Genomic DNA, 19,454 nt, shown 5'->3' with positions numbered 1-19,454 from the left:
CCAGGATTTCCTCTTTCAAATATAGGATGCAGGGAAATCCTGGCAGTGAGTTATTCTGATAATAATATTGGAGTAATAAAGTCAGTTATTTATTTTATTTACCTGATCTTTTTGGTGTACTATTTATTACAAGCTTCCTGAATAGCGTTTTACCTATCTGGTATAGTGCATAAGATAGTATTAATACCGCAGACAGGTAATAAATAATCATAATTACCTTGGGAACATTATGTGCGAGGAATATATATATCGAGATTGAACAGAGTGTAATTAACCATGCAACCGGTTTCACCATAGACCACGGCGTAATATTTACCTGTTCGGTATAAACATCTTCAAATGGTTTAGCTGGAAAAAAGTAACCAATAGCCAACATGAAAATAACATTGAGGACAAATAAAATGCCAACCAGATGAAAAAAGTGCAGGTTAATTTTTAAAATGAAATTACAGACAATATAGGCAGACATACCGAATAATAGGCCAAGTTTAGCGGCAATAGGCGGCACTCGTTTAGTCATCAGACCAACTAATACCACGCTGAGAATTGGCGCATTAAAAATCCCCTGTAATTGTTGAATGAGATAGAACAGACCATCCGGCGCATTAGCGACTAACGGTGCGACGATCATAGTGATTAACGCTAGCCCGATCCCCAAATATTTACTCATAGCGACTGTTTGCGTTTCGGTGGCATTTTGATTGATTCGCTGTTTGTAAATATTGACGATAAACAGTGTCACAGATGAATTAAGTCCGCCGCTGAATGTGGAAAATACCGCACCGACGACCACAGCGGCAAAGAAACCAACCAATACTTCCGGTAGAATTAAATGTACTAATTCTGGGTAAGCGTTATCTGGATTATCTATTTGTCCTTTGAAAATATGGAAAGCAATAATGCCAGGTAGAATAATAATAGACGGCATGATGAGTTTAAGTAAAGCACACAACATGACGCCTTTTTGTCCTTCTGCTAGATTTTTCGCACCAAGAGCCTTCTGAACAATGGATTGATTGGTACACCAAAAAAACATATTGGAAACAATTAGGCCGGTAAATAGCGTAGAGAAAGGGACCAGAGAATCTTCACTGCCGATGGAGTTAAATTTATCAGGATTAGATTGATAAACTTCAACTAATCCTTGCCAGGCATTGCCATTGCCAACATAGAGCAGGGCAAAAATAGTTACCATTAATCCGCCAACGATTAAGCCAATGCCGTTAATAGTATCCGCGGCGGCAATGGCTTTAATACCGCCAAAGATGGCATAGACCGCACCTAATCCACCAACGCCCCAAACCATAATCCATAGCGCTGTAGTTTTATCAATACTGAATACATTGGAAACCTGGAATAGACTTTCCAATGCAATCGCGCCGGTATATAGCACAATGGGGAGTAGTGAAATGATATACATAGCCAGGAAAAGAATTGAGGTAATAAGCAGCGTATTTTTATCAAATCGGCGTTCAAGATATTCCGGGATGGTGGAAATACCGAGTTTCAGATATTTAGGCAGGAAATAAATAGCGAATAGAACGATGGTCACAGCGGCTATTACTTCCCAAGCCATAACGATAAATCCGGTTCGGAATGCTAATCCATTCAAACCGATTAAATGTTCTGTGGATAGGTTCATTAATAACATAGAGCTACCAATATAAACACCTGTGAGAGATCGTCCGCCAAGAAAATAGCCTTCAGTAGATTCTGTCAGACGAGCATTATGGGTTTTGTGATAAGCGAAGCCAGCCACTAATAGGGTAAAACCAATAAATGAGAGAAAAGCTAACATACTATCCTCCAAGCCTGATTGACTGTTTTCAGGCAGCAATATGCTGACGGGAAAGTGGTCTTTCCCGTTTTTAGGGTGAAAATAAATGTGAGTCAGTTATTTAGAGATATGGAGCTGTTTTATAATCTGATTTCTTTACCTGAATGTAGGGATTCGAGAGCTTTATCGGCCAGATAAAGTGCCTGTTCGCCATCAGCGCCACTGCATTCTGGTGTGGCGCGACCAGCCATGACATCGACAAAATGGCCCCATTCAGTAATGTAGGCTTCCCGGTAACGTTGCAGGAAGAAATGCTCTGGCTTGGCAGTTAAACAACCGCTGTTTTCCCAGAGCTCAACGCTGTTTTCTTTGATGTTACCGGCGCTAAGCAGCCCTTTTTCACCATGCAATTCAATCCGTTGATCATAGCCATACCCGGAACGGCGGCTGTTGGTAATGGTTGTCATTGCACCTGATGGGAATTTCATAACAATAAAGGCAGTATCGATATCACCTGCTTGCCCGATAGCGGGATCAACCAGGTTACTGCCTTGGGCGTAGATCGAGCAGGGTTCCTCACCGATAATAAAACGCGCCATATCGAAGTCATGTATTGTCATATCCCGGAACATACCACCAGAAACTTTGACGTATTCAGCGGAGGGAGGAGAGGGATCGCGGGAAATAATCAGCAGAGATTCGGCTTTTCCTATCGTACCAGCATCAAACAGGGTTTTTACTCGGCGGAATTGCGGATCATAACGACGGTTAAAGCCAACAAATAAGGGCACCTGATATTGTTTAACGATTTCAAGGCAATGACGAATACGTTCAATATCAAGATGAACCGGTTTTTCACAGAAGATTTTTTTATGATGTTTTGCTGCGAGTTCAATTAGGTCTGCATGAGTGTCTGTTGCTGAGGCAATAAGAACACCATCTATTTCAGGGTCAGACATTGCCTGTTCAATAGTTTGTCTTTTTGTTTGGTATTGCTGTACTAAAAGTTCAGCACTTTTCTGATCGGGATCGACAACGGAATAAAGACAAGTTTCTTTATGATGAGCGATATTCACTGCGTGTACTTGCCCAATTCGTCCAGCGCCAAATAATGCAATGTTGAACATGGATGCTCCTTGATACCTAAGTATCTGCTTATGAGATACTTTAAAATATATCAAATAAAATATTTATTTCAAATTATCAATATTTGGAAATTATATTTTTGAGTGTGGCGTAGCATTTTGTTAATAATAATATTAAATTTGTGTTAATTAGATCACGTAAAGTAAGATTGATACTGGATGGAGTGGAAAATTTATCCTTTAAAAACAAATTATAATATGCATTCGACTAAGTATATGGTTACGCTTAGTTATAGAGATTAATGAAAGGAAAAGAGTAACTTATTTCCAGAATAAAAATTCCAAAAATGGCATTGAAAATGGTGAGGAAAGGGAAAATGGCCCGTAAGATAACAGGCCACTCACTTCTAGTACTGACGTACTCTGGTTGCAACCATCTCCTTTATTTTCTTTGCGGCAGATTCTATGGCTGGATTTTTGGCCACTTGTGCTGTGCCTACTCGCCACCATGATTCATAATCATGCGTCATTGTTTTAGGTAACACTTTGATATCTATGAGTACTGGTACCGTCTGTTTTTGGGCTTCCTGTAACGCACAAAGCAGTTGTTGCTCATCGTGGACTCGGTAACTTTTACAGCCGTAGCTTTCTGCATTTTTGGCGAAGTCGACTTTAATCAGTTTGCCATCCATGTTGCCGCTTTCTGGGTTACGATAACGATTTTCTGTTCCGAAACTGCCCATCCCTTGGCTCATTTGCAGATTATTGATGCAGCCAAATCCCGCGTTATCAAATAGCAACACGGTGATTTTGATATTTTCCTGTACTGCGGTTTGCAGCTCTGAATGAAGCATCATATAAGCGCCATCACCGACTATGGCATAAACCGGTTGGTTGGGGCAGGCTAGTTTAGCGCCAATAGCAGCGGCTATTTCATAGCCCATACAGGAATAGCCATACTCAAGATGATAGGTATCCGGTTGTTTGGGTTGCCATAATCGCTGTAAATCGCCAGGGAGGGAACCTGATGCACCAACAATAATCGCTTCGGGCTCAAGATATTTGTCTAATAATCCCAATACGCTGGTTTGTGTCAGGCGGGTTTGTAATGTTTGGCTGTATTCTTCCAATTTATCATCGAGATGACCGGGAATTTCTGGTGTGAAATCTACCTGATACTCAATATTGAACAGACGATTTAACTCTTTTCTCCATGTTTCCCGTGCCTGATGAATCTCATCTTGATAACCACTGTGATAATGCAATTGAATAAGTTGTTCTGCAATAGCGTTTAACCCTGCTTGGGCGTCTGATACAACGGGTATTGCATCCAGTTTGCAGGCGTCGAATTCCGCTACATTGATAGTGAGAAATTCAACTTCTGGGTGCTGAAATAGCGATTTGGATGCAGTGGTGAAATCAGTAAACCGGGTGCCAACACCAATAATTAAATCGGCCTCTTTGGCGATCAGGTTGGCAGCAAGACAGCCTGTTGTGCCTAAGCCACCACAATTAAGGGGATGGTCGGCAATTACGGCGCTTTTACCTGCCTGTGTTTCAGCAAAAGGAATATTGAAGTGTTCTGCGAATTGACGAAAAGCGTTATGAGCTTCTGAATAGCGCACTCCACCACCGCAGATAAGTAAAGGTTTTTTTTTGCGGTTTATGAGTGCCACCGCATCGTTAATCATGGCAACAGAAGCAGGGCGGCGTTCAATGCGGTGAATTCGTTTTTGGAAGAAATAGTCAGGAAAATCCCAAATCTCGCCTTGAACGTCTTGTGGTAGGCAAATTGTGACGGCACCAGTATCGGCTGGATCGGTCAGAACTCGCATCGCATTAATCATAGCGCTCATTAGCTGTTCTGGTCTGGAGATACGATCCCAATAACGAGAAACAGGGCGGAAACAGTCATTGGTGCTGATAGTATGGTCGTGGAACTGTTCAACCTGTTGTAAGACTGGATCAGGTTGACGGCAGGCGAAGAGATCACCGGGTAATAACAGCAGAGGAATGCGATTAGCTGTGGCAGTTGCCGCAGCGGTTACCATATTGGTGGAGCCAGGGCCAACAGAGGAGGTTACGGCAAAAATCTGTTTGCGCTTTTTCTGTTTAGCAAAACCTGTGGCGATATGGGCCATACCTTGCTCATTGCATCCTTGGTAAACGGTCAAGTGACCAGGATCTTGCTCCAGTGCTTGCCCCAATCCAACAACATTACCGTGACCAAAAATGGTAAAGATTCCTCTGGTGAATGGGTATTGCTCTCCGTCTGCTTCCACATATTGCTGGTTCAGGAATTTCACCAATGCTTGAGCTGTCGTCATTGTTGATTTGTTCATGTTACAGGACTCCATTTTATTCCATTGTTGGCATCACAAAATTGCTGGAATGATGTTCTAGCCTGATACTTGCTGGCCAGCGGCTGGTAACAGTTTTCATGCGGGTGTAGAAGCGAACGCCATCATTACCGTGAACGTTAAGTGGGCCAAAAATTGAGCGTTTCCAGCCCCCGAAGCTGTGGAAGGCCATTGGTACCGGAATGGGGATATTGATGCCTACCATACCCGCTTGTACATCTTCGCTAAACTGGCGAGCGGTTTCTCCGTCGCGGGTGAATATCGCGGTACCATTACCATATTGATGGCAGTTAATTAATGTTAGCGCGGTGGCATAATCGGGTACACGGACAATTGACAGAACAGGACCGAAGATCTCTTCTTGATAGATTTTCATCTCTGGCGTGACATTATCGAACAGCGTTGGGCCAATAAAATAGCCATTTTCATAACCGGGAACCTTGAGTTGACGGCCATCAATTAACAAGCTGGCCCCCTGTTTTTCGCCATTATCGATGTAATCACAGATTTTAGCTTGGTGTTGGGCGGAGATAACGGGACCCATATCGTTTTCTGTAGTTGCGACAATACCGGGACCGACAGATATTTTGTTGATCTGTTGACGTAATTTTTCAATTAATGCATCTGCCGTTTCATCGCCAACCGCTAATACAACAGACAGTGCCATGCAACGTTCACCGGCTGCGCCAAATGCTGCACCTGCAATAGCACTGCTAGCCATATCGAGATCGGCATCTGGCATCAGAATACAGTGATTTTTTGCGCCTCCCAACGCCTGACAGCGTTTCCCGTGAGCTGAGGCGGTAGTGTAGATATATTCAGCGACAGGAGTTGAACCCACAAAGCTGACAGCTTGAACGTGTGGATCTGTTAGTAGTATGTCGACGGCTTCTTTATCGCCGTTGATAACATTAAATACGCCATTGGGTAAACCGGATTGTTTAAGTAGTGATGCTAATTCAAGCGCGAGAGAGGGATCTTTTTCTGAAGGTTTCAATACGAAAGTATTCCCTGTCGCTAATGCGATAGGAAACATCCACATAGGAACCATTGCCGGGAAGTTGAAAGGGGTAATGCCAACACAAACGCCTAAAGGCTGCATTAATGAATGGCTATCCACTCCCGTCCCGGTATTCGCGGAATGTTCACCTTTTTGTAGATGAGGGATGCCACAGGCAAACTCAACGACTTCCAGACCACGAGTTAATTCACCAATAGCATCTGAATAGATTTTTCCGTGTTCTTCTGAAATCAATCGTGCCAGCTTGTCTATATTAGCTTCCAGTAATGTTTTGAACTGGAACATGACACGAGCACGTTTCAGTGGTGATACTTTAGACCATTCTCTGTAAGCTTGATGAGCGATTCCAATTGCCTGTTCAACTTCATGGGCTGTGCTTAGTGCTACCTGACGTATCTGTTTTCCTGTTGCTGGATTGAAAACCGGCGAAAAACGGGTGCTATAACTGGAAATAAGTTGCCCATTAACATAATTATGTACCTGTTCCATTCTGAGCCTCTTTTGCGGATTTGATGTTAGTACTGAATCGGAAACTTTGATAATAGATATATGAAATATATGTTTTATTTTCAATGTGATTTGGAACAAAAGGCAATTAATGTGATCGGAGTAAAGTTTTTATGAATTACCGATAATTAGGTGACTAATTAGATGTTAATCAATATAGTGGTAATAATAAATTATTACAATGAATGGATTATGTATTTCATTTTTAACTATAAAAATGAAATATGATTCAGCTTATACGGTAAAACGATTACAATTGCTGGCGATAAATTTTATGGGGGATTTATGTCTGTCGCATCGAATCTGAATGAATTTCAAGAACAAGTCCGTTCACGCTATAGTGAATTGAGTAAACGCCTGCAACAAGTAGCTCGATATGTGCTGGATAATACGAATAGTGTCGCTTTTGATACTGTTGCTGTGATTGCCAGAGAAGCTGATGTTCCTCCATCAACATTAATTCGTTTTGCTAATGCGTTTGATTTCAGTGGTTTTAATGAAATGAAACAGCTATTTCGTATGCATATGGTGGAAGAAACCGCCAGTTATGCAGACCGGGCCAGATTATTTAGAGAATTGGATGGCGAACAGGAACTGCCAGAAGACCCTCAGCATATTTTGCAGGAATTTGCTCGTTCAAATGTGCAGGCTATGCAACAGTTAGCTGCCAGAACAGCCCCCGAAGATTTAAGGAACGCGGTAGACTTATTGGCTCAAGCTAAGAATATTTACATTATTGGGCTGCGTCGTTCTTTTAGTGTGGCGGCTTATCTTTCTTATACATTGAATCACTTGGAATGTCGCCCTTTACTCGTGGATGGTTTGGGGGGGATGTTCAGGGAACAGATTAATTTAATTGGGGAAGAAGATGTTGTTGTTTCAATCAGTTTTACCCCTTATGCAGAAGAGACACTGATGGTCAGTGAACGGGCGGCAAAAGCCGGGGCAAAACAGATTGTGATTACAGATAGCCAGATTAGCCCGCTTGCCAGTTTTAGTGATGTTTGTTTTGTGGTTAAAGAAGCACAGGTGGAAGCATTCCGTTCTCAGTCTGCTACTTTGTGTTTAGTGCAATCTTTGGCGGTTTCTCTGGCTTATCGGCAAGGAAACTTGATTTAATTGTGATATAATGCCTTATATTCCCGACGAACCTCTAATGACTATTGACCCGCAAATTACGGCGGGTTAATGCTTTATCAGGTCAGTAGAAAGCACATATACCCGTCATCTTTCAAGTTGCCTCTTTGTTGGCTGCATTCACTCACCCCGGTCACATAGTTTGCTATGTTCCCGGGGATTCGTTCCCTTGCCGTCGCGATGCATCTTGAAATCCATAAGGTACAATTTAAATAGAGCGTAAACCTGATATTGATAACTGGTTTGTTAGACATAAATGTTGTTGATTCTTATTGGTGATAATTATTTAATAATTATTCTGAGTTATGGTTTTGAAAAGGGATCAATATGATGAGTAAAGGATCGCGTTACATTTTTGTCATTTTATCTGCAATTTCTTTCCAGGCATTTGCCTCAAATTTTGACTACAAAAGTGATATTCCTGCTGATAATAAGCCATCTACGGAATATTTAAAAAAACGGGAAAATCTTAAACCTAAGCATTGGAATGTGGATAGACTCATTACAGATAATAATGCGGCGGAGAAGCGGGAACTGGCAAGACAGATGAAAGAAGATGAACTTAATCGGAAGAGCCGAGAGTTTAATGATCGTGTCAATGATAAAATCCGTCGAGATCTTGAACGCGATGCTCGTATTAAAGAGAACGGGGGCATGACCAGAAGTAACTTTTTTGATCGGGAATAACCGTGACTTAAAGCAACTCGATAGTGAAGTGAATGACCTGTCGGGAAAAATAGGCAGTTTGTCGACAATTGTTGACGCTCTTTCGAAAGAATTTTCTCCATTAGCATGTGAGTATAATGACTTCGTACTAAAGGAGAAGAATATATGGAACAGATCGAATGGACTGACTTTGAGAAAGTTGACATGCGGGTTGGCACAATTATTTCAGTAGAATTGAATCGTAAAGCTAGCAAGCCTGCCTATAAATTACAAATTGATCTTGGCGTGTTGGGCGTTAAAAGCTCAAGCGCCCAGATAACTGTGCATTACACACCTGAACAATTAATTGGTCGTCAGGTTCTTTGTGTATGCAATTTTCCACCAAAACGGATTGCTGGTGTTAAATCGGAGGTATTGCTAACCGGCAGTGTGGATGAAAATGGTGCGGTGGTGATCGCAGAATTTACTCTTCCTGTCCCGAATGGTCATAAATTATTGTAAATCACGCTATTTTGTTGTCGAATGAATGGAGTGTATTTTAATCAGCGACAATGAATATGGCTCTTCAATTACCTTCATTACATTTACGCCGGTATTCTGCTGAAACTATTAGCCATAGCCATCAAGGGTTATGGCAGTTCGTTTTTGGCTATAACGGGCAACTTGAGTTAAACGTAGAAGGGCAACAACGTACCGTTAGTTTTGGAAATGTTGTTATGATCCCACCGGATGCGAAACACAGCTTTTGCGCTAGTGGTGAAAATCAGCAATTGGTGCTGGAGTTGCCTTCGGCACTGTTTAATCCATTACATAGTGATGCTTTCTGGCAACCATTACCTGATTCTGCGCTTGTTCTTATTAAGTGGTTGCATGATTACCCGCCGCCACCCGCTAATCACGCTGATGCTGCCCGTTTGCTGCTGGCTCAGCTACCACAAGTAGGTTCATCTTCAGCGTTGATAGTAAAACTACATCAAGGGCTTGTTGGGCGTCTGCATGAGAAAGTGACGGTGATGGATATGGCTGATATTTGCGCAGTATCTGCCAGTACCTTGCATCGTAAACTGTTTATTGCAACAGGGATGAGTCCAATGACTTATTTGAAAACGTGCCGGATGGAATTTGCCTATAATCTGTTGGCTTACAGTGATAGGCCTTTGGCTGACATTGCTTTTCTGTCTGGTTATGCCTCCCAGTCAGCTTTTACCTTTGCATTTAGTCAACATTATGGTTGTACTCCAGCTAGGTTACGTAAAGCCAAATGATATTTTCAGCATTTTATGACTTGATGCACAACATAATTGTGCGTAATATACAAACAACGAGGATGTTATGGCTGTTGAATTCAGGGATAGATGGTTAGAAAGATTTTATGAGCAAGATTTACCGCACAAATGTATACCTGCATCTCTACAGAGTGCGTTATACCGAAAACTACAAATTCTGGATGCTTCGGTTAAAGAGGCTGATTTGAGAATCCCTCCGGGAAACCATTTTGAGCACTTGAATGGCTATTTGAGGGGATGGTGCTCAATAAGAGTAAATAGGCAATATAGGCTTATTTTTCAGTGGACTGATGGTGTTGCGGTTGATACATATCTGGATCCTCATAACTATTAAACTGAGGGAAATAAATGATGAGAAATACAAAACGTCGCCCGGCAACAGTTGGTGAAATATTGGTGAGTGAGTTTCTGGTGCCCTTGAATATCGAAATTAATGTGCTTGCGGAAGCAATGGCTGTTCACCGTAATACATTAAGTCGAATTGTGCATGATAAAGGTTCGTTAACCGTTCCTATGGCGATTAAATTGGCAGCGGCTTTGGGGAACACTGCGGAATTTTGGCTTAATATTCAACATGCAGTCGAACTATGGGATGTGCGTAATCATGCATATCAAACGGAATTATTGAATGTAAAACAGATAGTTAAGCCATCCACTACAACGGCAATGCACTAATGTGTTTGTTTTCAAGAGCACAAATGCGTTGAAATACGTAAAGCCATTTTATAGTGAGATGGCTTTACGTTAGCGGTAAATATTATTGAGCTTTCGCTTCTGACTTATCAGCATTATTAAGCAGGCGGCGAATGGGGACAATTAACACCATCAAGACGACTGCACAAATAACCAGAGCTAAAGATACACGGGAGAACAGATCAGGTAGGTTGTCCAGTTGATCAGCGCGTACATGTCCACCAATCAAGCCGGCAGCTAAATTACCTAAAGCGCTCGCACAAAACCACAAGCCCATGACTTGACCACGCATTCGAGATGGGGCCAGTAGCGTCATCGTTGCGAGACCAATGGGGCTAAGGCACAGTTCACCGAGTGTCAGCAATAGAATACTTGCGACCAGCCAGAATGGAGAAACGGTTTCACCTGTTGCGAGTACATTCTGTGCTGCCAGGATCATCAGACCAAAACCACCGGCACCGAACAGAATACCAATAATGAATTTACTGATACTGCTTGGATTGATATTACTTTTTGCCAATACGGGCCATAGCCAACTAAATACGGGAGCCAGTAGGACAATGAATAGTGCGTTGATTGACTGGAACCATACTGTTGGGATTTCAAATCCCATGACTAAGCGGTTAGTATAATCATTGGCAAATAGGTTAAATGAGGTTGGCTTCTGTTCGAATGCAGACCAAAAGAAGGCGGCAGATACCAGTAAAATAAAACAAACCAGTAGGCGAGAACGGTCACTACCGCTCAAACCAGCAAACAGGAACAGATAGACAAAGTAAAGTGTTACACAAGATGAGATGATATAGACCATCGTACTGGCTACAGCCACGGGATTAAATGGAATAATACCGAGGATAAGTAGGGCAATAATCGCAATCATAGCAATAATAGCGGTAAAAACCCATTTGCCGACATTTTTACGTTTGACTGTGGGGCGATCCCAGTTTGAATCCAATCCCCCCTCTTTGTCATAACGGCGCATCAGAGGAACAGCGTAAAATCGGAATATCAGTAGGGCAATCAACATCCCTAGCCCACCAATACCAAAACCCCAATGCCAACCATAATCTTGAATGAGTAAACCGGTAATTAATGGAGAGATAAAGGAGCCCAGATTAATCCCCATATAAAACAGAGAGAAACCACCATCACGACGTGGATCATCTTTTTTATACAGTGTGCCGACCATGACGGTGATACAGGTTTTAAACAGCCCTGTACCTAATACGATCAGTAGTAAGCCGATAAAAAACAGGTGATGACTCAAGAAAGCGGAAAGAGCGATAGACAAGTGCCCTAGTGCAATAATGATTGAGCCATACCAGACTGCTTGACGTTGACCTAACCAGTTATCCGCTAGCCAACCACCGGGTAGTGCGGTCAGATAAACACTGCCTGCAAAGATACCGACAATGGCAGCGGCCTGTTCACGAGGAATACCCATACCACCATCATAGATGGTTGCAGCCATGAATAAGATCAGCAGTGGACGAATGCCGTAGTAAGAGAAACGTTCCCACATTTCTGTGAAGAACAAAGAACTTAATGGATAAGGATGCCCAAAGAAAGTTCTGGTTTTCGTATTGTTAATGGAGGATTGCATCTAAGTTTTCCTATAAGACTACACTCTAAGAGTGCAGTGTGTGTGACAAATAAAGCTTTTAACAAGCTCTTTCAAATTTAGGTTTAGAGCAAACAAAAAAGCCACGTTTTTATTAAATGATGTCCTGTTTTGTTAATATATTTTTAACATATTTTTCGGTCAATTTTATTAACAAGTAAGATATCTCTTACTTTATATTTCATTTTTCAGAGCAAAATCCGACATAAATCTCATTTCTCATCATTGATTGGTTAAAATGAGGATAAGACCTATTGACTTACTTCTATTTATATTCGATGTCTTTTTATGGGGAAAATATTTTAAAATAATAAATTAAGTAATAACTATAATATATAAGACATCTTTTCAAAGGCTAGATATTAACGGTGATAATGAAAGATAAAGAAAGTAAAGTAACCTGATTGTCAACTTAGTATTTATTAGGAAATTTTAGATTAGTCCTTGTTTCTTATATAAAAATTGGAAATAAATTAGATTAAAAAATATGGCATCAGCATTAAGATGAGATAGTGAATTATTGGGGGGATACGAAAGTGATTATGGCTGTTTCCTGGATGAAGAAACAGCCATGAATAAATTTAATGGACTTTATCAGCTTGTCCGTACAGAGAAGGCATACCCTTAGGCCGGGTTTTAAAGCGACGATGCAACCACATATATTGATCAGGTGCCTGTAAAATTTCCTGTTCGACAACTCTATTCATGAAAGCAGCCGCTTTCACTTCATCATCTTTTGGAAATCCTGCCACTGCTGGTTGAATAATCAGTTCATAACCTTTTCCATCAGGCAGACGACGGGGAGTAAATGGGATCATTGCCGGATCAGCGAGGCGTACAAGTATCGACGTGCCTGTGGTGGTTGCAGCGTGTTCTACAGCAAATAGTGGTGCAAATACGCTTTTTCGTGGGCCGTAATCATGATCGGGGGCGTACCAGACAATTTCGCCATTTTTCAGACAGCGGATCATGCCTTTGACATCTTTTCTATCCAGCATATATTTGTTGGAGCGCAGTCGTCCCCATGTTTGTAGCCAATCCATAACTGGATTATCATTTGGTCGGTAGACTCCAATTCCAGGATTGAGCAAACCGAGAATGCGGGCACCGAGTTCCAGCGTCAGGAAATGGATACCAATAACAATAATTCCTTGCCCAGTAGTTTGAATTTTCTGAATATTTTCTCGCCCAATAACTTTAAACCAGCGTTCTATCCGCCAGTCAGGCCAAAACCAAGCCATACCCGTTTCAAATATTCCCATTCCGACGGATTCAAAGTTTTTTATTAATAGCGCGTTGCGCTCCTCTTGTGGCATATCAGGAAAACATAGCTCAAGATTTCTTTCGGCAACTTTGGCACGTTTTTTCAGAAAGCGCATAGAAAATCTGCCCAGACGAGTGCCTATCCGGTAAATAATGGGGTAGGGGAGCAGAACCAGTAAGTAAAGCAGGCTGATACCAAACCAAGTAGGCCAATAACGGGGATGAAGTAGTGAACGTTGAAAAGAAGGTGCTTGTATCATGGATTCTCAGGTTTTTATAGTTCCAATAAGATGGACAAAACAATTTTTCTATTGTGACATTTTTTAACGGGATATCGAAGTTTTCAAGTATGAAATGTTTATGATCTCAATTTTGGTGCACTTAGCTCTTGTCATTGGTAAAGAATGATAGCTCATAATTTACTGATAAATAAAAATTAAAATAGTTTTACAGAGCTATTTACAATTCATGTAGATAATATTACTGTTTATATGAACAGTGTTGTTTGTGGAGGGAAAAATTATGCATGTAGAAGTCACTATCGATAAATCTAAAAAACTGCCAAAAGGTGCCGTCCCTGCGCTTGCTGTAGAACTGGATAACCGTCTTAAACGTCGCTGGCCTGATATTAAAACCAATGTGAAGTTGGCAAGTCATGATGGGCTATCTGTTCGTGGTGGCACTCCTGATGACAGGAAAGCCGTTGAAGAGATTCTACAAGAGACATGGGAAAGCGCTGATGATTGGTTCCAGCCTTGATAGAGATTAAGCCATTGCCAGTTAAACCTGCTGGTTGCTAGTCGTTTGGCGTATCTATTTTTGTCCTGTGAGCAAAGGGCTGCGTAATCAATTGATGGGAGGAGGGCCCTCCCGTTTTATTATTACTGATTTCCTATCATTGCGTTACAAATGACTACTCGTTGAAAATCATTTTCGTTATCATATTACGCTTGATAGCGGAGGCTATCACTTATACATCCATATTTTATGACTTGAAATTCAGGAAAGTACACCATGTCAGTGTTACACAACCGCATTTCTAATAAAGAGCTGAAAGCACGTATGTTGGCGGAGACTCAACCTCGTACGACCATCTCTTTTTATAAATATTTTAACATCTTAGATCCTCTGGCTTTTCGCAACAGCTTGTATCAACAATTTACTGATCTTTCAGTATTTGGCCGGGTTTATATTGCTAAAGAGGGGATCAATGCTCAGATAAGTTTACCAACTCATAATTTAGAAGCATTTAAAGCTTTGCTGTATAGCGTTGATCCTGCATTGGATAATTTGAGGCTGAATATTGCGCTTGATGATGATGGGAAATCTTTCTGGGTTTTGCGTATGAAAGTACGTGACCGCGTAGTGGCTGATGGGATTGAAGATGAAACTTTTGATCCATCAAAAACCGGCGAGTACCTTAAAGCTGAGCAGGTCAACCAGATGCTGGATGATCCTGATACGCTATTTGTTGATATGCGCAATCACTATGAATATGAAGTCGGGCATTTTGAAAATGCAATTGAAATTCCTTCTGATACATTCCGTGAACAGCTGCCAATGGCTGCGGAAATATTGCAGGATAATAAGGATAAAAATATTGTAATGTACTGCACCGGTGGTATTCGCTGTGAAAAAGCCAGTGCTTATATGCTGCACAATGGCTTTAAAAACGTCTATCACGTAGAGGGCGGTATTATCGAATATGCCCGTAAAGCGAGAGAACAGGGATTACCGGTACGTTTTATTGGTAAAAACTTTGTCTTTGATGAGCGGATGGGAGAGCGTATTTCAGACGATGTGATTGCTCATTGCCATCAATGTGGCGTGTCTTGCGACAGCCATACTAATTGTAAAAATGAAGGTTGCCACTTGCTATTTATTCAGTGTCCAGAGTGTGCAACTAAATTTGAAGGCTGTTGTAGTGAAATGTGCAGAGAAGAAGTCAGGTTACCGGAAACCGAGCAGCGTGCTCGCCGTGCCGGTCGTGAAAATGGAGCAAAAATATTTAATAAATCCCGGCATCGTCTACAGGATGGGTTGAACAGTACTTCACTACAGTCTGTTGAATAACGTGATTAATCGCTGGCACAGCGATCAATGTGCCAGTTTATTTGATTTATACCCGTTATCTTTCAAGTTGCCTCTTTGTTGGCTGCACTCACTCACCCCGGTCACATAGTTATCTATGCTCCCGGGGATTCGCTCCCTTGCCGTCGCGATGCATCTTGAAATCCATAGGGTATAGTTAATAGAATACTTTAATAGAGGTATTTAAATACATTGTAAATAAAGCAGAGTTCAATTCTATTATGCACGTTTATTTTTTCAGTAATGTGTCTTTTATGAGAATAGACTGTGCTATTACTGATTTTTAACTTTTTTGATATCTGGTAATTAGGGATTTCTTGCATCCAGTAATCGATAACTTTGTGCTCTTGAGGGCTGAAAATAGAACAGCATTGGTCAACTGTTGTTTTATGTCTCTGAATTTCCTGTAATGTAATTTTGCTAATCTTATTAAGCAGGTAGGTAAGATTTCTCTTTGCCAGAATAAAAACACTATCCTTCAATGTAATATAATGGTCACAATAAGGATAGGCGCTATCGAGGTATATATAAATACGAGTGTTATCTATAAGTGTAATGAATTTCTGTAAATCGGAACAGTAACTGGCATGATGACAATAATGTGTCAAATTAGCTAAAACAATATCAGGAGCAAAATGAGTGACAATATTTATAGCCTCATTAATTGACGGTGAGTCAACAATTTCAAGATCTTCGGCATTATCATTTTTCTTTAAAAACTCTCTGATACCTGAACGGGTATAATAGCACTCTTCAACAATTAAGATTTTCATTATTGTACATCCCTGTTCCTGTTTGGCCAAACTCACAATAAACGCCCCATCTATTAGTAGTCAACTCGGCAATTGTGATGGTTAAGTTAACTTAATCCGAAATTATTATATAGTGATATGGTATTCCAGACAAAATCTTTGAGATGAATTGATGTGTCTCCTGCCCGGACACCCATTTGTACGGGTGTCCGGGTTTAAGATTATTAATGTTTCGTATGGGTTAGATCACTGTATTCTGAAGATTCGATCTTTTCAATTCCTGCTTGGAGGATGTATATCAATTGCTTTGCAATGTCAGTTGTCAACCATAAGGTTCGATCTACCATGACATGTTCTGGTGTTTGATCTTGGGAGGACAAATAGTGAAGGCGTAGCATCATTGCATCATATGTATCAACGGTACTGACATCCCAACCTACAACAGGATGCGTTTGAATAACCTCATCTTTACTGCCCATAAAACCTCCTAATCAGATCACTGCATTATTTATTAATATCATTGACTAAGAGCAAACTACCTCATTCTTGAATGAGTCATTAGTTAGTATATGCTTTTTAATGAAAGTAAGAAGGTTTTTTGTTAGGAATTGTAAGTCAATTTGTTGGTGTGTTGATAACTATGTAAATTAATGGGGATGATGACCATCCCCATGTTATATCAGTCTGCTACTTTCACATCCCAACGGGCATCTTCGCCAGCCAAAAATGGAATAAGCCTTTCATTATTACAATCGATATATTCAATGATGGTAGAGGATTTGCGAGTCAGTTCGATAAAGCCCTCATTGACAGGTAGCCCGTAAAATTTAGGGCCATTAAGTGAACAGAAAGCTTCAAAATGCGGTAATGCATTCATCTCCTCAAACACTGTTGCATAAGCAGGTAACGCTGATGGTGCGTTAAAGACGCCGGCACAACCACAGGAGGATTCTTTCTTGTGTTGAGCATGTGGTGCCGAGTCTGTGCCCAGGAAGAAGCGATCACAACCACTGGCGATGGCTGCTCGTAAAGCTTCTTGATGCACATTACGTTTCAGCACAGGCAGACAGTACAGATGTGGACGGATCCCACCAACCAGCATATGGTTGCGGTTGAACATGAGATGCTGTGGAGTTAATGTCGCTGCCAAATTGTTATCGCTTTCCAGCACATATTGTGCAGCTTCTTTAGTAGTTATGTGCTCAAACACAACTTTCAGTGCCGGGAACTGGTTACGTAGTGGTTCCATAACTTGTTCAATAAAACGGGCTTCTCGATCAAAAATATCAATATGAGAAGCAGTAACCTCACCGTGGACGAGTAGAGGCATCCCTAATTTTTCCATAACGGCTAATAGTGGATAAATATTCTTTATATCAGAGACGCCGTGGCTTGAATTGGTTGTGGCATTGGCAGGGTAGAGCTTACAGGCGGTAAAAATGCCTTCTTTATAACCTATTTCTATCTGAGAACTTTCAGTAGTGTTAGTAAGATAACAGGTCATAAGGGGCTGGAAGTTATGCCCTTCGGGAATGGCTGCCAATATTCTGTCTCTATAGGCCTTAGCACTGACCACTTCTGTAATCGGCGAAAGCAGATTAGGCATGACGATAGCACGGCCAAAGTAACGACTGGTATAGGGAACGACAGTTTTTAACATTTCACCATCACGAAAATGAATGTGCCAGTCATCAGGGCGGCGGATTTTTATTGTGTATGATTCAGTGGTCATGAGAAACCGGCTCCAGTATATATGATAGGAACGAAAGATGCTGAGTTCAGCATATCTAGGCCGGGAATGGATGATAAAGCTAAAATGGTTGAATAGCTATTAATGAATATAATTTTTAGAAAAAAATTCAGCCAAATCAATTAGATTAGGGTAGTCAGAGGTGGATTTTCTTATAACAAAGGAAAAATAAAATATGAGGGTAAAAAAGAGATGAAGTTGGCTCCTCCAACTGGATTTGAACCAGTGACATACGGATTAACAGTCCGCCGTTCTACCGACTGAACTATGGAGGAACTCCTTCACAACGGGGCGTATATTAGTGATATGTTTCGGCTTTGTCAAAGTATAAAACAATAAAAAAAGTTTGTTTGTTGGCAAAATGCACTTGTTGTTATATTTTTATGCTATTTACTTGAGATTTGATGGAATTTTATTCCATTAATGTAAGTTGAATAGAACTACCGTGCTTATGTTATGAGTAAATAGTTGGGAGAATTAAGTAGAGAAGTCAGAATAGCAAAAACCCCGCATTAAGCGGGATTTTCATAATTTGGCTCCTCCAACTGGACTTGAACCAGTGACATACGGATTAACAGTCCGCCGTTCTACCGACTGAACTATGGAGGAACTCCTTCACAACGGGGTGAATATTAACGATATGCTTTTGCTTTGTCAAAGCAGAAAATAACAAAAATGGTCTGTTTGCTGTCAAACTGAACTTGTTGATCTATTTTTATGCTGAATAAGGCTTATTTGCTGGAGATGTATGCTATAGAAGCGGGTTGATGTTGATTAGAATTGTTATATTACGTTGTAAGCGCCGGGTGGAATTAGGAATGCAAAAAGCCCGCACTTGGCGGGCTTTTTATGAATTTGGCTCCTCCAACTGGACTCGAACCAGTGACATACGGATTAACAGTCCGCCGTTCTACCGACTGAACTATGGAGGAATTGTCCTTGACAACGAGGCGAATAATATCTGGGTATTTTGGGCTTGTCAAAGGGGAAAAGTAAAAATTGAGTTTGATTGGTTAACTGATGTTCAATAATGATGTTTTTTACCATTTTTTTGTCAATTAAATTTTTCAGCGCAAGAAACACGAGAGTTAACTGATATTTACCCATGATAATTAGATGGTGAAAATACCATCTATATTTTTATTTAGAAAATAATTAATTATGAGCATTAAAAATATAATTAAATATATATTAGATAATTTTTTCTTTGTGTTATTTATGATATTTTTATATTTCATGGTAATTTTCCTATTTTATCTGTTTTAACAGATCACTTATTGTATTTTGATATTTATTATCGGATTTACTTGTCTATAATTATTAACTGAAAAAGTAATTTATTATTTGATATCTGATTTGGCAAACATGATATTAATCCACGCCAAAGCGAATGATAAAGAGTTTGACATTAATAATGAAATCTCATTTTCTGCTAGTATACTAAG

At 40.6% G+C, this 19,454-nt stretch carries 17 protein-coding genes and 3 tRNA genes; 8 read left to right on the top strand and 12 right to left on the bottom strand.

Translation table 11 applies throughout. From position 1 onward, the window contains the following. Positions 1-94 precede the first annotated feature (94 nt). The 4 genes from LG003_RS09190 to LG003_RS09175 form a co-directional block, all read right to left on the bottom strand. Positions 95-1,798 (bottom strand): solute:sodium symporter family transporter, encoded by a 1,704-nt coding sequence (locus LG003_RS09190; protein WP_262980580.1) that lies wholly within the window; start codon positions 1,796-1,798, stop codon positions 95-97. A 119-nt stretch (positions 1,799-1,917) separates the two neighbouring features. Then, positions 1,918-2,904, bottom strand: a complete 987-nt coding sequence (gene iolG, locus LG003_RS09185) for an inositol 2-dehydrogenase (protein WP_262980579.1) — start codon at positions 2,902-2,904, stop codon at positions 1,918-1,920. Between the two features lie 365 nt (positions 2,905-3,269). Next, complete coding sequence (gene iolD, locus LG003_RS09180) at positions 3,270-5,204, bottom strand: 3D-(3,5/4)-trihydroxycyclohexane-1,2-dione acylhydrolase (decyclizing) (protein WP_262980578.1); 1,935 nt, start codon at positions 5,202-5,204, stop codon at positions 3,270-3,272. 16 nt (positions 5,205-5,220) lie between these two features. Next, complete coding sequence (locus LG003_RS09175; RefSeq protein WP_262980577.1) at positions 5,221-6,732, bottom strand: CoA-acylating methylmalonate-semialdehyde dehydrogenase; 1,512 nt, start codon at positions 6,730-6,732, stop codon at positions 5,221-5,223. A 303-nt stretch (positions 6,733-7,035) separates the two neighbouring features. Between LG003_RS09175 and LG003_RS09170 the strand changes: the two genes are divergently transcribed. From LG003_RS09170 to LG003_RS09145, 6 genes are all read left to right on the top strand, one after another. Continuing rightward, the gene (locus tag LG003_RS09170; RefSeq protein WP_112877881.1) at positions 7,036-7,869 is read left to right on the top strand and encodes a MurR/RpiR family transcriptional regulator; all 834 of its coding nucleotides are present in this window, start codon (positions 7,036-7,038) and stop codon (positions 7,867-7,869) included. 345 nt (positions 7,870-8,214) lie between these two features. Next, on the top strand, positions 8,215-8,574 hold the full coding sequence (locus LG003_RS09165; RefSeq protein ID WP_112877882.1) for a hypothetical protein: 360 nt from the start codon (positions 8,215-8,217) through the stop codon (positions 8,572-8,574). Positions 8,575-8,718: 144 nt separating this feature from the next. Beyond that, on the top strand, positions 8,719-9,054 hold the full coding sequence (locus tag LG003_RS09160; RefSeq protein WP_112877883.1) for a tRNA-binding protein: 336 nt from the start codon (positions 8,719-8,721) through the stop codon (positions 9,052-9,054). Between the two features lie 56 nt (positions 9,055-9,110). Further along, a complete protein-coding gene (locus LG003_RS09155) occupies positions 9,111-9,818 on the top strand; it encodes a helix-turn-helix domain-containing protein (RefSeq protein ID WP_262980576.1) in 708 nt (235 codons plus the stop codon). Positions 9,819-9,885: 67 nt separating this feature from the next. Further along, positions 9,886-10,173: a type II toxin-antitoxin system RelE/ParE family toxin gene (locus tag LG003_RS09150; RefSeq protein ID WP_049582084.1), complete on the top strand. Its 288-nt coding sequence runs from the start codon at positions 9,886-9,888 to the stop codon at positions 10,171-10,173. Positions 10,174-10,187: 14 nt separating this feature from the next. After that, positions 10,188-10,514, top strand: coding sequence for a HigA family addiction module antitoxin (locus LG003_RS09145; RefSeq protein ID WP_262980575.1), 327 nt, complete (start codon positions 10,188-10,190; stop codon positions 10,512-10,514). A gap of 82 nt (positions 10,515-10,596) precedes the next feature. Here LG003_RS09145 and LG003_RS09140 read toward each other — a convergent pair whose 3' ends face one another. Continuing rightward, positions 10,597-12,135, bottom strand: a complete 1,539-nt coding sequence (locus LG003_RS09140; protein ID WP_112877884.1) for a peptide MFS transporter — start codon at positions 12,133-12,135, stop codon at positions 10,597-10,599. Between the two features lie 599 nt (positions 12,136-12,734). Further along, the gene (locus LG003_RS09135; RefSeq protein WP_112877885.1) at positions 12,735-13,676 is read right to left on the bottom strand and encodes a Kdo(2)-lipid IV(A) acyltransferase; all 942 of its coding nucleotides are present in this window, start codon (positions 13,674-13,676) and stop codon (positions 12,735-12,737) included. Positions 13,677-13,938: 262 nt separating this feature from the next. Between LG003_RS09135 and LG003_RS09130 the strand changes: the two genes are divergently transcribed. Continuing rightward, positions 13,939-14,175, top strand: coding sequence for a DinI family protein (locus LG003_RS09130; RefSeq protein ID WP_011146092.1), 237 nt, complete (start codon positions 13,939-13,941; stop codon positions 14,173-14,175). Between the two features lie 255 nt (positions 14,176-14,430). Continuing rightward, positions 14,431-15,489 carry an oxygen-dependent tRNA uridine(34) hydroxylase TrhO gene (gene trhO / locus LG003_RS09125; RefSeq protein ID WP_112877887.1) on the top strand — a complete coding sequence of 353 codons (1,059 nt, stop codon included), beginning with the start codon at positions 14,431-14,433 and terminating at the stop codon, positions 15,487-15,489. Between the two features lie 188 nt (positions 15,490-15,677). On the opposite strand, the gene LG003_RS09120 is transcribed toward trhO, so the two are convergent. From LG003_RS09120 to LG003_RS09095, 6 genes are all read right to left on the bottom strand, one after another. Continuing rightward, positions 15,678-16,280 (bottom strand): response regulator transcription factor, encoded by a 603-nt coding sequence (locus LG003_RS09120; protein WP_112877888.1) that lies wholly within the window; start codon positions 16,278-16,280, stop codon positions 15,678-15,680. A 203-nt stretch (positions 16,281-16,483) separates the two neighbouring features. Then, complete coding sequence (gene bssS, locus LG003_RS09115) at positions 16,484-16,738, bottom strand: biofilm formation regulator BssS (RefSeq protein ID WP_112877889.1); 255 nt, start codon at positions 16,736-16,738, stop codon at positions 16,484-16,486. 200 nt (positions 16,739-16,938) lie between these two features. Then, positions 16,939-17,991 (bottom strand): dihydroorotase, encoded by a 1,053-nt coding sequence (gene pyrC / locus LG003_RS09110; protein WP_262980574.1) that lies wholly within the window; start codon positions 17,989-17,991, stop codon positions 16,939-16,941. 217 nt (positions 17,992-18,208) lie between these two features. Beyond that, positions 18,209-18,284 (bottom strand) — tRNA-Asn (locus tag LG003_RS09105). Positions 18,285-18,542: 258 nt separating this feature from the next. Next, a tRNA-Asn gene (locus LG003_RS09100) sits at positions 18,543-18,618 on the bottom strand. A gap of 247 nt (positions 18,619-18,865) precedes the next feature. After that, a tRNA-Asn gene (locus LG003_RS09095) sits at positions 18,866-18,941 on the bottom strand. Positions 18,942-19,454 lie beyond the last annotated feature (513 nt).

Origin of the sequence: Photorhabdus kleinii (genome assembly GCF_025384885.1) — a bacterium.
GTDB lineage: Bacteria > Pseudomonadota > Gammaproteobacteria > Enterobacterales > Enterobacteriaceae > Photorhabdus > Photorhabdus kayaii.
The sequence above is the reverse complement of the archived record's forward strand: the minus strand, read 5'-3'. Positions and strand labels throughout refer to the sequence as shown.

What these genes read in the sequence shown, in the direction of transcription:
- pyrC (WP_262980574.1), bottom strand. Translation starts at nt 17,991, where the DNA reads ATGACCACTGAATCATACACAATAAAAATCCGCCGCCCTGATGACTGG.
- LG003_RS09170 (WP_112877881.1), top strand. Translation starts at nt 7,036, where the DNA reads ATGTCTGTCGCATCGAATCTGAATGAATTTCAAGAACAAGTCCGTTCA.
- LG003_RS09155 (WP_262980576.1), top strand. Translation starts at nt 9,111, where the DNA reads ATGGCTCTTCAATTACCTTCATTACATTTACGCCGGTATTCTGCTGAA.
- LG003_RS09140 (WP_112877884.1), bottom strand. Translation starts at nt 12,135, where the DNA reads ATGCAATCCTCCATTAACAATACGAAAACCAGAACTTTCTTTGGGCAT.
- LG003_RS09135 (WP_112877885.1), bottom strand. Translation starts at nt 13,676, where the DNA reads ATGATACAAGCACCTTCTTTTCAACGTTCACTACTTCATCCCCGTTAT.
- trhO (WP_112877887.1), top strand. Translation starts at nt 14,431, where the DNA reads ATGTCAGTGTTACACAACCGCATTTCTAATAAAGAGCTGAAAGCACGT.
- LG003_RS09175 (WP_262980577.1), bottom strand. Translation starts at nt 6,732, where the DNA reads ATGGAACAGGTACATAATTATGTTAATGGGCAACTTATTTCCAGTTAT.
- iolD (WP_262980578.1), bottom strand. Translation starts at nt 5,204, where the DNA reads ATGAACAAATCAACAATGACGACAGCTCAAGCATTGGTGAAATTCCTG.
- LG003_RS09145 (WP_262980575.1), top strand. Translation starts at nt 10,188, where the DNA reads ATGATGAGAAATACAAAACGTCGCCCGGCAACAGTTGGTGAAATATTG.
- iolG (WP_262980579.1), bottom strand. Translation starts at nt 2,904, where the DNA reads ATGTTCAACATTGCATTATTTGGCGCTGGACGAATTGGGCAAGTACAC.
- LG003_RS09120 (WP_112877888.1), bottom strand. Translation starts at nt 16,280, where the DNA reads ATGAAAATCTTAATTGTTGAAGAGTGCTATTATACCCGTTCAGGTATC.
- LG003_RS09190 (WP_262980580.1), bottom strand. Translation starts at nt 1,798, where the DNA reads ATGTTAGCTTTTCTCTCATTTATTGGTTTTACCCTATTAGTGGCTGGC.
- LG003_RS09150 (WP_049582084.1), top strand. Translation starts at nt 9,886, where the DNA reads ATGGCTGTTGAATTCAGGGATAGATGGTTAGAAAGATTTTATGAGCAA.
- bssS (WP_112877889.1), bottom strand. Translation starts at nt 16,738, where the DNA reads ATGGGCAGTAAAGATGAGGTTATTCAAACGCATCCTGTTGTAGGTTGG.
- LG003_RS09130 (WP_011146092.1), top strand. Translation starts at nt 13,939, where the DNA reads ATGCATGTAGAAGTCACTATCGATAAATCTAAAAAACTGCCAAAAGGT.
- LG003_RS09160 (WP_112877883.1), top strand. Translation starts at nt 8,719, where the DNA reads ATGGAACAGATCGAATGGACTGACTTTGAGAAAGTTGACATGCGGGTT.
- LG003_RS09165 (WP_112877882.1), top strand. Translation starts at nt 8,215, where the DNA reads ATGATGAGTAAAGGATCGCGTTACATTTTTGTCATTTTATCTGCAATT.